The organism is Demequina maris (assembly GCF_000971155.1).
In the GTDB taxonomy this organism is placed as follows: Bacteria; Actinomycetota; Actinomycetes; order Actinomycetales; family Demequinaceae; genus Demequina; species Demequina maris.
Genome location: NZ_BBLX01000010.1, coordinates 68,953 through 83,160, shown reverse-complemented (window position 1 = coordinate 83,160; position 14,208 = coordinate 68,953). Strand labels below are relative to the sequence as shown.

15 protein-coding genes and 1 tRNA gene are annotated in these 14,208 nt (G+C 71.9%); 13 read left to right on the top strand and 3 right to left on the bottom strand.

Going from position 1 to position 14,208, the window contains the following annotated elements:
* Positions 1 to 54 precede the first annotated feature (54 nt).
* The 9 genes from topA (at position 55) to AOM02_RS11565 (ending at position 8,741) form a co-directional block, all read left to right on the top strand.
* Positions 55 to 2,709, top strand: a complete 2,655-nt coding sequence (gene topA, locus AOM02_RS11605; protein WP_062299319.1) for a type I DNA topoisomerase — start codon at positions 55 to 57, stop codon at positions 2,707 to 2,709.
* 11 nt (positions 2,710 to 2,720) lie between these two features.
* Positions 2,721 to 2,939 carry a hypothetical protein gene (locus tag AOM02_RS11600; protein ID WP_062299318.1) on the top strand — a complete coding sequence of 73 codons (219 nt, stop codon included), beginning with the start codon at positions 2,721 to 2,723 and terminating at the stop codon, positions 2,937 to 2,939.
* A 235-nt stretch (positions 2,940 to 3,174) separates the two neighbouring features.
* Entirely contained in the window at positions 3,175 to 4,047 is an 873-nt protein-coding gene (locus tag AOM02_RS11595; protein WP_062299317.1) for an endonuclease domain-containing protein, read from the top strand.
* 104 nt (positions 4,048 to 4,151) lie between these two features.
* Positions 4,152 to 4,649, top strand: coding sequence for an RNA polymerase sigma factor (locus AOM02_RS11590; RefSeq protein WP_169746631.1), 498 nt, complete (start codon positions 4,152 to 4,154; stop codon positions 4,647 to 4,649).
* Between the two features lie 14 nt (positions 4,650 to 4,663).
* Positions 4,664 to 5,515, top strand: a complete 852-nt coding sequence (locus AOM02_RS11585; RefSeq protein WP_062299315.1) for an ankyrin repeat domain-containing protein — start codon at positions 4,664 to 4,666, stop codon at positions 5,513 to 5,515.
* 182 nt (positions 5,516 to 5,697) lie between these two features.
* Entirely contained in the window at positions 5,698 to 6,243 is a 546-nt protein-coding gene (locus AOM02_RS11580; protein ID WP_062299314.1) for an RNA polymerase sigma factor, read from the top strand.
* Positions 6,240 to 7,058 carry an ankyrin repeat domain-containing protein gene (locus tag AOM02_RS14380; protein WP_062299313.1) on the top strand — a complete coding sequence of 273 codons (819 nt, stop codon included), beginning with the start codon at positions 6,240 to 6,242 and terminating at the stop codon, positions 7,056 to 7,058. Before AOM02_RS11580 ends, AOM02_RS14380 begins: the two co-directional genes overlap by 4 nt.
* The gene (locus tag AOM02_RS14375; RefSeq protein WP_156156207.1) at positions 7,055 to 7,705 is read left to right on the top strand and encodes an ankyrin repeat domain-containing protein; all 651 of its coding nucleotides are present in this window, start codon (positions 7,055 to 7,057) and stop codon (positions 7,703 to 7,705) included. The genes AOM02_RS14380 and AOM02_RS14375 overlap by 4 nt, the downstream gene beginning before the upstream one ends.
* A 40-nt stretch (positions 7,706 to 7,745) precedes the next feature.
* Positions 7,746 to 8,741, top strand: coding sequence for a Gfo/Idh/MocA family protein (locus tag AOM02_RS11565; RefSeq protein ID WP_062299311.1), 996 nt, complete (start codon positions 7,746 to 7,748; stop codon positions 8,739 to 8,741).
* Between the two features lie 57 nt (positions 8,742 to 8,798).
* Here AOM02_RS11565 and AOM02_RS11560 read toward each other — a convergent pair whose 3' ends face one another.
* Positions 8,799 to 9,545, bottom strand: coding sequence for a hypothetical protein (locus tag AOM02_RS11560; RefSeq protein WP_062299310.1), 747 nt, complete (start codon positions 9,543 to 9,545; stop codon positions 8,799 to 8,801).
* 177 nt (positions 9,546 to 9,722) lie between these two features.
* Here AOM02_RS11560 and tmk point away from each other — a divergent pair, with 177 nt between their 5' ends.
* From tmk to AOM02_RS11540, 4 genes are all read left to right on the top strand, one after another.
* Positions 9,723 to 10,406: a dTMP kinase gene (tmk, locus tag AOM02_RS11555; protein ID WP_062299309.1), complete on the top strand. Its 684-nt coding sequence runs from the start codon at positions 9,723 to 9,725 to the stop codon at positions 10,404 to 10,406.
* On the top strand, positions 10,403 to 11,551 hold the full coding sequence (locus AOM02_RS11550) for a DNA polymerase III subunit delta' (protein WP_062299334.1): 1,149 nt from the start codon (positions 10,403 to 10,405) through the stop codon (positions 11,549 to 11,551). The genes tmk and AOM02_RS11550 overlap by 4 nt, the downstream gene beginning before the upstream one ends.
* Before the next feature lie 9 nt (positions 11,552 to 11,560).
* A complete protein-coding gene (locus AOM02_RS11545; RefSeq protein WP_062299308.1) occupies positions 11,561 to 13,108 on the top strand; it encodes an alpha/beta hydrolase in 1,548 nt (515 codons plus the stop codon).
* Positions 13,109 to 13,168: 60 nt separating this feature from the next.
* A tRNA-Thr gene (locus AOM02_RS11540) sits at positions 13,169 to 13,241 on the top strand.
* A gap of 154 nt (positions 13,242 to 13,395) precedes the next feature.
* On the opposite strand, the gene AOM02_RS14760 is transcribed toward AOM02_RS11540, so the two are convergent.
* Together AOM02_RS14760 and AOM02_RS11530 are read right to left on the bottom strand one after the other, a co-directional pair.
* The gene (locus AOM02_RS14760) at positions 13,396 to 13,602 is read right to left on the bottom strand and encodes a toxin (RefSeq protein WP_439645406.1); all 207 of its coding nucleotides are present in this window, start codon (positions 13,600 to 13,602) and stop codon (positions 13,396 to 13,398) included.
* Positions 13,603 to 13,610: 8 nt separating this feature from the next.
* A complete protein-coding gene (locus AOM02_RS11530; protein ID WP_062299306.1) occupies positions 13,611 to 13,895 on the bottom strand; it encodes a ribbon-helix-helix protein, CopG family in 285 nt (94 codons plus the stop codon).
* Positions 13,896 to 14,208 lie beyond the last annotated feature (313 nt).

The window sequence follows — 14,208 nt, the reverse complement described above, 5'->3', positions numbered from 1 at the left end:
GTGCGTCTTTGGCAGGTCACGCCGCCGGGACGCTGATCCCAGAGAGAAGGTTCCATGACCCGCAAGCTCGTGATCGTCGAGTCGCCCACCAAGTCGCGCACCATCGGCGGCTACCTGGGCGCCGACTATGACGTGGTGTCGTCGGTGGGTCACATCCGGGACCTCGCCGAGCGCTCCGACCTGCCCGCCGAGCTCAAGAAGTCCGACATCGGCAAGTTCGCCATCGACATCGACGGCGGCTTCCAGCCGTACTACGTCGTCAGCTCGGACAAGAAGAAGATCGTCGCGGACATCAAGAAGCGCCTCAAGGAGGCCGACGAGCTCTACCTCGCAACTGATGAGGACCGCGAGGGGGAGGCGATCGCCTGGCACCTGCTGGACGTCCTCAAGCCCAAGGTGCCCGTCAAGCGCCTCGCGTTCCACGAGATCACCCGCGAGGGCATCAGCCGGGCGCTCGAGAACCCGCGCGAGGTCGACATGGAGCTCGTCGAGGCGCAGGAGGCCCGCCGCCTCCTCGACCGCCTCTACGGCTACGAGGTCTCGCCCGTGCTGTGGCGCAAGATCCAGTCGGGCCTGTCCGCCGGCCGCGTCCAGTCGGTGACGCTCCGCCTGGTCGTCGACCGCGAGCGGGAGCGCATGGCGTTCCAGTCGGCCGAGTACTGGGACCTGCGCGGCACGTTCACCGCGACCGAGGGCAAGGACGCGGGCCGCAGCTTCGAGGCGCGCCTCACCACGGTCGACGGCAAGCGCGTCGCGACCGGCAAGGACTTCGACGACCACGGCCGCCTCAAGAACGACAAGGTGGCCCACGTCCACGGCGCGCTCGCCGGCGCGCTGGCCGCCGGCCTCGCCGACGCATCGTTCTCCGTTGCGGGCGTCGACTCCCGCCCGTACAAGCGTCGCCCCGCGGCCCCCTTCATCACGTCGACGCTGATCCAGGAGTCGAGCCGCAAGCTCCGCCTGGGCGCGCGTCAGGCGATGGGCGTGGCGCAGGCGCTGTACCAGAAGGGTTACATCACCTATATGCGTTCCGACTCGCCCGTGCTGTCGGGCGAGGCGGTCCGTGCGGCCCGCAAGCAGGCCACCGCGCTGTACGGCGCGGACGCCGTCGCCGCGAGCCCGCGCATCTACGCGGCGCAGGACTCGAACGCGCAGGAGGCCCACGAGGCCATCCGCCCCGCCGGCGACTCGTTCCGCACGCCCGACTCGGTGCGCGCCGAGCTCACCGGCGACGAGTTCCGCATGTACGAGATGATCTGGAAGCGCACCCTCGCCTCGCAGATGGCCGATGCGGTGGGCACCACCTCGACGGTGCGCATCGGCGCGACCACGGCCGCGCACCACGCGGTCGAGTTCTCCGCCTCCGGCACCATCCTCACGAGCCCCGGCTTCATGGCGCTGTACGAGGAGTCGCGCGACAAGGCGCGCTACGAGGAGGACGAGCAGAAGGTCGAGAAGGAGTCGCGCCTGCCCGTCCTCGCCGAGGGTCAGAAGGTGGACGCCGACGGCATCGAGCCGCTCACCCACGCGACCACGCCGCCGCCGCGGTTCACTCAGGGCTCGATGATCAAGGAGCTCGAGGACCGCAAGCTGGGCCGCCCGTCCACGTACGCCGCGATGGTCGACGTCATCATCGACAAGGGCTACGTCAACGTGGTCAAGCAGGCGCTGGTGCCCACGTGGCTCGCCTTCGCGATGATCCGCCTGCTCGAGGAGCACTTCGCGTGGCTCATCGACTACGACTTCACCGCGGACATGGAGGAGGGGCTCGACAAGATCGCCTCCGGGCACGTGTCCCGGATCGACTGGCTGAGCGAGTTCTACTTCGGCTCGGGCGAGGACGACGACCAGGACGGCCGCGGCCAGGGCCTCAAGCGCCTGGTCGACGACCTGGGCGACATCGACGCCCGCGCGAACTCGACGTTCGAGATCGGCGACGGCATCGCGCTGCGCGTCGGCAAGTACGGCCCGTACCTCGAGCGTGAGCGCGACGGCGAGAAGCAGACCGCCTCCGTCCCCGACGAGCTCGCCCCCGACGAGCTCACGGTCGCCAAGGCGGAGGAGCTGCTCGCGAACCAGGGCGGGGACGAGCGCGTGCTCGGCCAGCACCCGGTCAGCGGCCTCGACATCGTCGCGAAGGCCGGCCGCTTCGGCCCGTACGTCACCGAGGTCCTGCCGGAGGACGCGAAGGGTCGCCCCAAGACGGCGAGCCTGTTCAAGTCGATGGACCTCGAGACCGTCAGCCTCGAGGACGCGCTCAAGCTCATGAGCCTGCCCCGCGTCGTGGGCGTCGACCCGGCGACCAACGAGGAGATCACCGCGCAGAACGGCCGCTTCGGCCCGTACCTCAAGAAGGGCACGGACTCGCGCACCATCGAGTCCGAGCAGCAGCTGCTCGACATCACCCTCGACGAGGCGCTCGCGATCTACGCGCAGCCCAAGCGCGGCCGCGGCCGCGCGGCCACCCCGCCGCTCAAGGAGTTCGGCGAGGACCCGACCTCGGGCAAGCCGATCGTCGCGAAGTCGGGACGCTTCGGCGACTACATCACGGACGGCGTCACCAACGTGACGATCCCCAAGACGGAGTCCGTCGAGTCCGTGACGCCCGAGCGCGCGATCGAGCTGCTCGCGGAGAAGCGCGCGAAGGGACCGGCCAAGAAGCCGGCCCGTCGCACCGCCGCCAAGAAGACCACCACGCGCAAGAAGTGACCGGAGGCGACATGGCTGAGGGCAAGGGCGCGGAGCGCTCCGTCAACATGCGGTGGCTGGGCTACCTGGGGCTCGTGCTCGGCTTCGGCGCCGTGGTGCTGACGGTCGACTCGGGCTCGGTCTCGGTCATGGGCTTCAGCTTCGACGTGAGCGTGCCGATCATCGCCGCGCTCGCCTTCCTGGGCGGCATCCTCGGCGGGCGCTTCGGCCCCAGGCAGGGCGACCTCTAGCCTCCACAGCGCTCCGCCACCCATCGGCATCGATGTGGCGAGATGTGACCGGTCGCATGTGTGGCGCACGGTGGCGCTGTGTGGCGGAGCGTGGGACGGCGGCGCCACTCCCCGGCGAGCCACAGGCGGGACGATGCGGCGGCGCCGATGTCCACGGTCAGGCGCGCATCGGCGCACGCACACCGTGCTTCGAGTGCCCCTCGCGGGACGGCTCCCGACCGCAGAGGCTTGCGGCATGGATCCCGTCGCGGTGCTTGCGAGACTCGGCGGAGCGGCGCGTCGCGAGGCGTTGCTGGGGCGCGGAGTGTCGGTGGACGACCTCTACGGCGCGCTGAGCAGAGGTGTGATCACTCGACCCTTTCGGGGCTGCTACGTGCTGCCCGGTACGTCGCGTGCTCAGGTGATGGCGGCGCTGTACCGCTGCGAGGTCTCCTGCATCACCTTGATCAGGCGGTCGAACCTGCCGTTGCTCAGGGACACAGATGCAGTGCATCTCGCGCTGCCGCGCGACCGTGCGCGGCGTGCCACGGACAAGCGTCCGCGTGACGGTGTCCGATTCCACCGCGAGGACCGTGAGCCGTGGCGATCGCCGCTCGCGCACGCGCTCAAGCTCGCCGCGCGATGCCTTCCGCGTGATGAGTGGCTCGTCCCCGCAGACGCCTTGGTCCATCGTCGTCTGCTGTCGGTCGACGACGTCGTGGCCGCAGGATCGGACGGGGGGATCGGGAGCACCTGGATTCGCCGTGTCATCGACCCGGCCTGCGGATCGCCGGCCGAGACCGTCGTGCGGGTCCCGCTGATGGAAGCGGGCCTTGCAGTCGCGTCGCAGGTCGACATCGCGACGATTGGCCGCGTCGATCTCGTGGTCGAGCGCAGGGTGATCATCGAGGTGGATGGCCGGTCCTACCATTCCGACCCCGCGGCGTTCGCCGAGGACCGACGTCGCGATCGTGCTGCGGCCCGCCTCGGGCTGACGGTGCTGAGGTATCCGGCTTCCGAGGTGCTCCAGGCGCCCGACAAAGTACTTGCTGATGTGCGTGAGATCCTGCAGTTTTCCGCACCGCCAGCATCGTCCGCCACACGGAACCGTCGAAATGGGCTGACGTGAGCGATCGCATGTGTGGCGGAGGCGGGTGGCGTGTGGCAGAAGATGGTGGTGTGGCCTTGCGGCGCTTCGCCGGGCGAGGGACCGTGGTGCTCGGAGGGGGCACGATGGACGGCACGCTCGCGGGCCTGTCTGAGGGCGCCCGAGCGCGCCTCGGCGCCGATGCGTACCTCCTCGAGGGCGACGCGGACGCGGCCGAAGGGCTGCTCCGCGAGGCCGCGGTCCACGCGATGACGACGCGGGGGACGGGGCCCGTCGAGTCCCGGACTCGGGCCGCGATCGCCGAGCTCCACGTGCACCGCGCACGCCGCCACCGGCACCGCATCGTCCCGGCGGCGGGCTTCGCCCGGGCCCTGGGCGGGCTCGCCCCACGGCAACGGGCCGCCACGGTGCTGCACTTCGTCGACGGGCTGTCGGCCGGCGACATCGCGTCGGCGCTCGGCATCCCCGAGGCCACCGCATCGGCCGCCGTGCGCGACGGCACCCTCGCGCTCGGCCGGGCGCTCGGGGTCGAGGGCGAGGCTGATGGCGGCGACGGGGCGTTCGAGCAGGCCGAGGTCGTCGAGATCTCCGCTCGCCGGCCCCGTACGCGGGGGGCGCCCTAGGGTCGAGCCGCCCGATGCAGGACCGTCCCCACCCGTGGACCACGCCGACGAGCGTGGCGGAGGCCCTCACGCTCGCGGCGGCCGACGCGACGGGGACGATGCGCGGGCGCGCCGCGCGCGCGCTCGCGGGGCTCGACGCGGTCGCGATCAACGTGCGACGTCGACGGCGCGTGCTGCGCGTCGTCCTGGCGGTCGGGATCGCCGCGCTCCTCGGCGCGGGCGTGATCCGTGTGCTCGACCCACCCGTGTCCCTCGAGGCGCAGCTGGTCGACGCGATCGCCGCGGGCGATGGCGCCCAGGTCGATGCCCTCGTGGCCGACGGCGCGCTCGCGGAGCTCGAGGAGGCGCGCCCCACGGAGGCGGTGAGGCTGGCCGCGGCTGCGTGCGACCTGTCCATGCTGCGGCGGCTCACGGACGCCGGAGCGCGCCGCTTCGCCGACAACACCGCCCGCGAGGACGCCGCGCTCACCGCCGCGATCCGCCGGTGCCCGGGGGTGGTCGTGCGCACGTTGTACGCGGACACGCCCTCGAACGTGCCTCCGGTGCACCTGATGGTCTTCGCTGCCAGCGAGGGCTCGCCGACCGCGGTCCGCACCCTGGCGGGCCTGGGCCTGCCGATCGACGGCGAGGACGGCGCCACCGACCCGAGCCCGCTCGAGGCGGCGATCCGTGCGGGACGCGCCGACACCGCGAACGCTCTCGTCGAGCTCGGCGCCGACACGCGCCTGCGGACGCGCGACGGCAAGCGGCTCGGCCTGCTTCTCGCGCAGCTGCCCGACGCGGCCGACTGCTCCCTCCCAGCGGAGAGCGTCGACCCGGCTGGGCGCGAGGCGTGCGCGCGCAGCTTTCACGGGGGCCGGCCGTGAAGTCTTCCCGGTGGACCGCACGGACGACGGCGACGTCGCCGGCCGCCCGCACCGGGAGAGGGGACGATGCGGGGAGCGCCTCCCCCGCATCGTCCCCGGACCTTCCTGCCCGGGCGTCTTCCTAGCGCCCCCGACGCAACCCTCCGCATGGAGGTCGGCGTTAGATGGGGGGAGGGGAGATCATGGCCGATGCCGAGGTGATCGAGGAGCTGTACCGGACCGCGCTGCCGCGGCTGTGCGGGTACGGGTTCCTCCTGACCGGCTCCGAGGCCGAGGGCGAGGAGATGGTCCAGGCGGCCATCGTGAAGACGTTCTCGCGGTGGCGTCGCATCGATGATGTGCACTCCGCCGAGGCCTACGTGCGGGCCGCGATGCGCACCCTCACCATCGACGCCGCGCGGCGGGCCACGCGGTGGCGCAGGGCGATGCACACGCTCGTCGAGCGCGGCGGCGAGGACGTCGAGGCGGCGATCGCGGGATCCGACGAGGTGGCGGCGGCGATCCGCGACCTGCCGCCGCGCGTGCGCGTGGCGGTCGCGCTGCGCTACCTCGACGACCTCACCGTCGCGGAGACCGCGGAGCGCATGGGCCTCACCGAGGGTGCGGTGAAGAAGTACCTGCATACGGCCCGTGAGCGGCTCGGGCCCTGGCATGAGGCGCTCGACGCGGAGGACACGGACGACGACCAGGTGAGGGTGACCGAGGCCGAGGGGAGGCGAGCACGATGACCGGGGATCTGCTGACCGAGCTGGAATCCCATGGCGCCGCGATGGCAGGTCGGCTCGGGCCCGAGGGGGCCGCGGCGGCGCGCGGACGCATCGCGAAGGTGCGCCGCCGCCGGGCCGCGGGCGTGGTGGCGGTCCTGGTGCCGGTGCTCGGCCTGGGCGGATGGTTCCTCGGCACCTCGTCGCGCGCGTCGAACATCCAGCCCGCGCACACGGATCCGACGGCGGTGCAGATCAGCTACGACGAGCCGCTCGAGCCGCAGGTCCAGCAGGCGATCGTCGCGGGCGACCACGACGCCATGAGGAAGTTGTTCGAGCTCGGCGCCTACCCGCTCCACATCCCGGTCGAAGGGCAGTACTACGTCGAGTCCGCGGTCGCCCGGTGCGACCTCGAGGCGCTGACGATCCTCGACGACGTGGGCGCGCGGCGTGCGCCGGTCTCGGACATCTCGTTCGACGTCGCGATCGAGCCCGCTGTCACGACGTGCGGCGCGGACGTGGTGGAACACGTGCTCGAGACCTCCCCGGTCGAGATCGACCAGGTCGAGGTGATGAGCATGGCTGCCTCCCGGGGCGAGCCCGACGTGGTGACGTTGCTGGCCCGGCGCGGGTACCCGCTGGAGGTGCCGGGCGAGTGGAGCGCGCTCGACGACGCGGCGCGTGCGGGAGAGCACCGCGCCGTCGCGGTGCTCCTCGAGGAGGGGGCGGACCCGACGGTGGTGATCGACGGCGTCCCGCTCGCGGAGCTCGTCGACCGGGAGGGCACGCCCGTCGAGATCGTCGACGCCATCAGGGCCGCGGCGGGGGTGGAGGGATGATGCGCACGATCATGAGGTGCGGCGCGGCGGTGATGCTCGCGCTCGGAACCTTCTCCGTGGCCGCCTGCACCGCCGAGGACGAGCAGCTCACGCCGACCCTCGCGCTCAAGGCCGCGGCGGTGCTCGGCGACGTCGACGCGGCGCGTGCGGCACTCGACGCGGGCGCGGACCCGCAGGCGGCCCCTGCGGGGGCGAGTGCCCTGCACGTGGCGGCACGCGCCGACGCCGCGGAGATGGTGCGGCTCCTCCTCGAGGCGGGCGCCGACCCGGACGCGCGTCAGACCAGGGGGGATACCGCGACCCATCTCGCGATCTACGGGGGTGGGACGGAGGCGCTGGCCGCGCTCCTCGACGCGGGGGCCGACCCCGACATCCTCGACGGCGAGGCGTACGAGAGCTCGCCCGTGCATATGGCGGCGGTCTTCGGCAACCTCGGCGCCCTCGACCTTCTCGAGGCGGCCGGCGCCGACCTGGACGTCACGAACGCCGACGGGTGGCGTCCCATCGACCAGGCCGTGTGCGCCGGACAGTTCGACTCCGTCGACTGGTTCCTCGCGCGGGGCGAGTACGAGCTGTCGCGCGGCCGGGCGTGTGCCGCGGACCTCGGGCGGGACGACATGGTCGCCTACATCGACGGCCTCGGCTGACGCCCGCCGGACCGCCGCATCGTCCCCCTATGCTGGCCGTATGAGTGCACCGCTGCCCATGTCCGCGCCCGCCGTCCGCTGGGGGATCCTCGGCGCCGGGGGCATCGCCCGCAAGCTCGCCGACGCCGTCACGCATTACACGGACTCGTCCGTCGTCGCGGTCGGGTCGCGCGACGAGGCGAGGGCCCAGGCCTTCGCCGACGCCGCCGGGATCCCGACCGCCTACGGCTCGTACGAGCAGCTGGTGGCCGACCCCGACATCGACGTCGTCTACGTCGCCACCCCGCACAGCCACCACCACGAGCACACGCTGCTCGCGATCGAGGCAGGCAAGCACGTCCTGTGCGAGAAGGCGTTCACGCAGAACGCCAGGCAGGCCCGCGAGGTGGTCGAGGCGGCCCGCGCCAAGGGCGTGTTCGTCATGGAGGCGATGTGGACCCGGCACCTGCCCCACGTCCACGCGCTCCGCGAGCTGATCGCGCGCGGAGAGATCGGCGACATCGTCTCCCTGCAGGCCGACCACGGCCAGCTCCTCACCCACGTCGAGCGCATGTGGAACCCCGCGCTCGCGGGCGGCGCGCTGCTCGACCTCGGTGTCTACCCGATCGCCTTCGCGCACGACATCCTCGGCGTGCCGGACAAGATCACCGCGACGGGCCGGCTCCGCGAGACCGGCGTCGACGGCCAGGCGTCGATGATCTTCGACTACGAGCACGCGCAGGCAATCCTCACCACAACGATGGAGGCGCGCACGCCGTGCGTCGCGCTCATCGGCGGCACCGAGGGGCGCATCGAGGTGCACGACACGTTCTACACGCCCACCTCGTTCACGGTGACCCGCCTCGACGGCACGTCGTGGACGTACGACGGCACGCTGCCCAACGGCTTCCAGTTCGAGGCCGCCGAGGTCGCGCGCCGCATCCACGCGGGCGACACCGAGAGCCCGCTCATGACGCTCGACCAGTCCATCGAGGTGATGGAGATCCTGGACGAGGTCCGCATGCAGGTCGGCCTGCGCTACCCGAACGAGGTGTGATCGCACGGGCACGATGCGGCGGTCGCGTGACCGCCGCATCGTGCCGAGCGGGCGTGCTCAGCCCGTGAAGCTGGGCGTCGCGGCGACCGGCGCCGCCGCGTCCGCGGCGGAGGCGCTCTTCTCGATGACCTCCTCGACGAGGTCGTCGGGGCCGGAGCCCGACCAGCCCCAGTCGTAGTCCTCGATGAGCTCGTCGCCGAACGTGAGCGACAGCACGGAGGTGCCGCCCAGCACCGCGGAGGTCGTGGGCTCCTCGTCGAGCTCGAAGTCGAACCAGGCCGGGTCGCCCCAGCCCGCGTCGAAGCCGAAGTCCCACGCCTGCGCCTCCTGGAAGAAGTCGACGCCGCCGAACAAGCCGTCGCTCACCAGGGTGACGTCCTCGACCACCGGGCCGTTGTAGAAGAACACGTAGACGCCGGCGAGGCTGACCTCGCACGCGTCGCCCGTACCGGTGACGGCGACGGTGCTCGTGGTGAGGTCGATGTCGATCTCGAGATCGCCGCACATGTCGCCCTCGGTGAAGTCCGGGTCCAGGTCCACGGCGGTGAGCTCCGGACCGTCGCCCACGACCACGTCGTCGACGGAGAACATCTTGACGGCCATGTCGGCGCCGGTGGAGGCGAGCATCGCCAGGAGGCTCGCGTGGATCTCGGTGGTCGCCACCGCTGCCGCGACCGGCGTGGCCGAGACGGACGGCGAGGGCGACGGGGAGGCGTCCTCGGCCGAGGCCGCGCTCGCGGTCGCGAGCAGGGCGGCGGTGGCGGCGGCCGCGCTCGCCGCCGTCGCAAGGGTGCGCTGGTGCACGGGTGGTCCCCTCAGAGTCAAGAAAAGCCCGGTGTCACCTGCGGAGATGCGGTGCCGGGCGAGCAGAATCTACAGCCTCCGTGGCACCCGGGGGAAGTCGGCGGGACGATGCGGCGTCGGCGGCGTCGCGCATCGTCCCGGGCGTGGCCCGTCAGACCCTCCCGGTAGATTCATCCCATGGCGTTTCCGGGCTTCTGGGTGGTGTTCGAGGGTGCCGACGGCGTGGGCAAGTCCACGCAGGTCGACCTGCTCGCGGAGTATCTGCGTTCGGACGCGGGCGGCGGTCGCGAGGTGCTGACCACGCGCGAGCCCGGCGGCACCCCATTGGGGGTCGAGCTGCGCCAGGCGATCATGCACGGCGACCACGTCGCGCCCCGCGCGGAGGCGCTGCTCTACGCGGCGGACCGCGCCCACCACATCGCCACCAAGGTGCGTCCGGCGCTCGAGGACGGCGCCGTGGTCCTGCAGGACCGCTATCTCGACTCGTCGGTGGTCTACCAGGGCGGGGCGCGCGGGCTCGGTGACGAGGTCGAGCGCATCTCGCTGTGGGCGACCGAGGGGCTGCTGCCCGACCTCACGATCGTGCTCGACATGGAGCCGGACCCGGCACGCATGAGCCGCGACCTCGACCGCGTCGAGCGGGAGACCATCGCCAAGGCGGCCGAGATGCGCGCCGCCTTCCTCACGCGCGCGGCGCTCGACCCGGGACGCTACGCGGTCGTCGACGCGGCGCGCCCCGTGGAGACCGTGCAGGGCTCGGTGGCGGTCGCGGTGCTCGAGGCCATGGCGACCAAGGCCGCGCGCGAGGCCGATGCGGCGGCCGGCTCGGATCTGGGCATCGAGCCGTGGGGCACGCCGTGAGCGTCTGGGACGAGGTCGTCGGGCAGGAGCATCAGGTCGGGCCGCTGCGCGCCGCGATCGACGACCCGGGCTCGATGACGCACGCGTGGCTCATCACCGGCCCGCCCGGCTCGGGCCGCTCCTATGCGGCGCGGGCGTTCGCCGCCGCGCTCCAGTGCGAGCGCGGGGGCTGCGGCGAGTGCCGCGCCTGCACCACGGCGCTGTCGGGCTCGCACGCCGACGTCACGCTCGTCGCGACGGAGAAGGTCACCATCTCGATCGACGAGGTGCGCGACCTCATCGGGCTCGCCGCGACGTCCCCCAGCCAGGGCCGGTGGCGCGTCATCGTCGTCGAGGACGCCGACCGCATGACCGAGCGCACCTCGAACGTCCTCCTGAAGTCGATCGAGGAGCCGCCCCCGCGCACCGTCTGGGTGCTGTGCGCGCCCAGCCCCCAGGACGTCGCGGTCACCATCCGCAGCCGATGCCGCATCGTCGGCCTGCGCACCCCGGACCCCGCGGACGTGGCACGGCTGCTCGCCGAGCGCGACGGAGTCGAGCCCGGGCTCGCGCTCGAGTGCGCGCTCGCGGCGCAGAGCCACATCGGCATCGCCCGCCGCCTCGCGCGCAACCCCGAGGCCCGCGCCCGGCGCGACCAGGTCCTCGCCCTCGCGACGGACATCCGCGGCGTCGGCGACGCGATCTTCGCCGCGGCCGACCTCGTCGAGGTCGCCGACGCCGACGCGAAGGCCGCCACCGAGGAGCGCGACGCCGAGGAGAAGGCGCAGCTGATGACCACCCTCGGCGTCGAGGACGGCGGACGTATCCCGCCCGCGCTGCGCGCGCAGCTGCGCCAGCTCGAGGAGGACCAGAAGCGCCGCGCCACCCGCCACAAGCGCGACGTGCTCGACCGTGCGATCACGGACCTCATGTCGCTCTACCGCGACGTCGCCGTCGCTCAGACCGGTGCGACGGTGCAGCTCGTCAACCTCGCGCACGAGGGCCACGTCCGCGACCTCGCCGCGCGCACCACGCTCGCGGACACGATGCGCTGCCTCGACGCGCTCGGCACCGCGCGCGAGCGTCTCGCGGGCAACGTCGCGCCCCTGCTCGCGCTCGAGGCGATGGCGCTCGACCTGCGTCCCCGCACGCCGAGCCGTCGTTAGGGTGTCGGGATGAGACGTCCCCTCGCCGCGATCGCCGCCGTGGTCTCCGCATCGTTCCTCCTGGCGGCCTGCACCGCCGACAAGACGCAGATCGAGCCCTCGGATCCCTCGGCGACGTCGCTGCTGTCCCAGGCGCCCACCTCGGACATCGCGCCGGACGACTCGCCGGTCTACGACCAGACCGTGAAGTGGTCGACGTGCGGCGCGCTCGAGTGCGCGACCATCCAGGTCCCGCTGGACTGGACCGACCCCGGCGGCCAGACCGTCGACCTCGCGATCAACCGCTCGCCGGCCACGGACGCGAACGCGCGGATCGGCAGCCTCCTCATCAACCCGGGCGGGCCCGGCGGCAGCGGCCTCGACCTCACCGAGTCCTTCGTGGCGATGGCGGGGGACGATGTGCTGGCGTCGTACGACATCATCGGCTTCGACCCGCGCGGGGTGGGGGAGTCCAGCCCCCTTGCGTGCGGCGACGCCGACGTGATCGACGCGTACTACCTCACCGACCTCACGCTCGACACCGAGGCCGCGATCGACGACGCACGGCAGGCGACCGCAGACTTCGCGGAGGGCTGCCGCGAGCTCAGCGGCCCGCTCATCGAGAACGTCGACACCTCGTCGGCCGCGCGCGACATGGACGTGATCCGCGCGCTGGTCGGCGACGAGGAGCTGCACTACCTGGGCTACTCCTACGGCACCCAGCTGGGCGCCGTGTACGCGGAGCTCTACCCCGACCGCGTGGGCCGGATGGTGCTCGACGGCGCGGTCGATTTCACCCTCCCCGTCGAGGAGCAGGCGGCCGGCCAGGCGCGTGGCTTCGAGGGCGCGCTCATGAACTTCATCGACTGGTGCCTCGACCAGGACACCTGCCCGTTGACCGGCTCGCCGGAGCAGGCGCGTCAGCAGTTCTACGACATCGCGATCCACGCCCGCGACGAGGGCTACGAGTCGCTCGACGGCGACCCGGTCAACGGCAACCTCATGATCTACGGCATGGTCATCACGATGTACGACGAGGGCTCGTGGATCTACCTCGAGGCGGGCCTCGACGAGGTGATCAGCCGCGGCACGGCGGACATCTTCTACCAGCTGGCCGGCTTCTACCTGGACAAGGACCCGAGCACCGGCGACTACCTGTCGAACTCGCAGTGGGCGTTCACGGCGATCGGCTGCCTCGACGGCGGCGATCCCGAGCAGTTCACCGTCGACTCGCGCGCGGACTTCCGTGACCTGATGGAGGAGGCGTCGCCGACGTTCGGCTGGTGGTTCGCCTCGTCCCTGGGCTGCGACGGCTGGCCGTGGGTGGGGAAGGAGCCGGTGACGGCGCTCGACGCGGCGGACGGTGCGGCGCCCATCCTGGTGATCGGCACCACCAACGACCCGGCGACGCCCTACGCGTGGGCCGAGTCGCTGAGCGATCAGCTCGCGAGCTCCACCCTCCTCACGTACGAGGGGGAGGGTCACACCGCGTACGGACGCTCGAACCAGTGCATCATCGAGGCGGTCGACGGCTACCTCGTGGACGGCGAGATGCCGGTTTCAGGAAAGCGCTGCTGAGGCGCTATCATGTCTTTCCGTGCCCTCAGGGGCATGGACGCGATCCTTCGGGATCGCACCGCCGCCTTAGCTCAGTCGGCAGAGCGATTCACTCGTAATGAATAGGTCGTGGGTTCGATTCCCACAGGCGGCTCGTTCGGAAACGGCCCGGCTCCCTCAGGGGAGCCGGGCCGTTTCGCGTTCCCCCGTAGCCGCGGCCTCCCGCCTCCGCGCGCTGGGAGGTGCCCAGTGCCCGATTCCCGCGATCCTGAGCACCGAGCACCTCACGGGAAGCGAGAGGCGCGAGGTCAGGGCAGCAGATCGAGCATCGGCGGACGGGCCTTCATCGCATGGATGATGAGCTCGTTGCCCGAGTCGAACGTGAGCACCACGGTCTCAAGCAGCCGACCTCGGGTATCGAAGCCAAGGCGCAGCTGGCGGGCTGGCGAGTCATCGTCCAGATCCTCGATCCAGATCGGCCATTCGGCCGCGCGGATGGAGTCCTCGGCCGCGATGCCGTGTTTCAGTGCGGACGGATGGACCTTGACGCGTCGAGCGCGGTGAGGGCCTCGCGGATCAGCTCGGACCGCGTCTTGTGCTCGCGTGCGGCACGAGCGTCGAGCGCGGCGACCTCTTCAGGCGTGAGGCGTAGCGCGACGACCTGCGATGCCTCCGCGCCCCGGCCGGGGCGGCCACGGCCTCGCCTCTTGAGCGCGTCGACGTCGTAACCGCGTTCCGCCTCGGCCGCCCACGCCTCGATCTGCTCCTCGGTCACAGGAGTGCCGTCGATGCTCTCGTTCTCGACCATGCGAATATCGTCATACGAAAATCGGACCGCGGCAAGAGGGTCCGGACTCGCTTGCCCGCCGCTTGCCCGAACTCTGATGCCCATGACCCGAGACATCGATGAACGATGTCCCGACACATCACACCACCGGCGGCTCCCTCGGAAACCGCCCGCCGCCGATTCCTTCCCGCCGCCGATCCCTTCCCGCCGCCGCGCGCTGCGCGCTGGGAGGTGCGCAGTGCCAGATTCCCGCGATCCTGAGCACCGAGCACCTCAGACGGAGCGGCGACTGGTGCATGGCCGGGCCCCGCGACCCCGGCATCGGTGCCGCGTG

Coding starts and splice junctions, on each gene's coding strand:
- topA (WP_062299319.1), top strand. CDS start 55: ATGACCCGCAAGCTCGTGATCGTCGAGTCGCCCACCAAGTCGCGCACC.
- AOM02_RS11600 (WP_062299318.1), top strand. CDS start 2,721: ATGGCTGAGGGCAAGGGCGCGGAGCGCTCCGTCAACATGCGGTGGCTG.
- AOM02_RS11595 (WP_062299317.1), top strand. CDS start 3,175: ATGGATCCCGTCGCGGTGCTTGCGAGACTCGGCGGAGCGGCGCGTCGC.
- AOM02_RS11590 (WP_169746631.1), top strand. CDS start 4,152: ATGGACGGCACGCTCGCGGGCCTGTCTGAGGGCGCCCGAGCGCGCCTC.
- AOM02_RS11585 (WP_062299315.1), top strand. CDS start 4,664: ATGCAGGACCGTCCCCACCCGTGGACCACGCCGACGAGCGTGGCGGAG.
- AOM02_RS11580 (WP_062299314.1), top strand. CDS start 5,698: ATGGCCGATGCCGAGGTGATCGAGGAGCTGTACCGGACCGCGCTGCCG.
- AOM02_RS14380 (WP_062299313.1), top strand. CDS start 6,240: ATGACCGGGGATCTGCTGACCGAGCTGGAATCCCATGGCGCCGCGATG.
- AOM02_RS14375 (WP_156156207.1), top strand. CDS start 7,055: ATGATGCGCACGATCATGAGGTGCGGCGCGGCGGTGATGCTCGCGCTC.
- AOM02_RS11565 (WP_062299311.1), top strand. CDS start 7,746: ATGAGTGCACCGCTGCCCATGTCCGCGCCCGCCGTCCGCTGGGGGATC.
- tmk (WP_062299309.1), top strand. CDS start 9,723: ATGGCGTTTCCGGGCTTCTGGGTGGTGTTCGAGGGTGCCGACGGCGTG.
- AOM02_RS11545 (WP_062299308.1), top strand. CDS start 11,561: ATGAGACGTCCCCTCGCCGCGATCGCCGCCGTGGTCTCCGCATCGTTC.
- AOM02_RS11530 (WP_062299306.1), bottom strand. CDS start 13,895: ATGGTCGAGAACGAGAGCATCGACGGCACTCCTGTGACCGAGGAGCAG.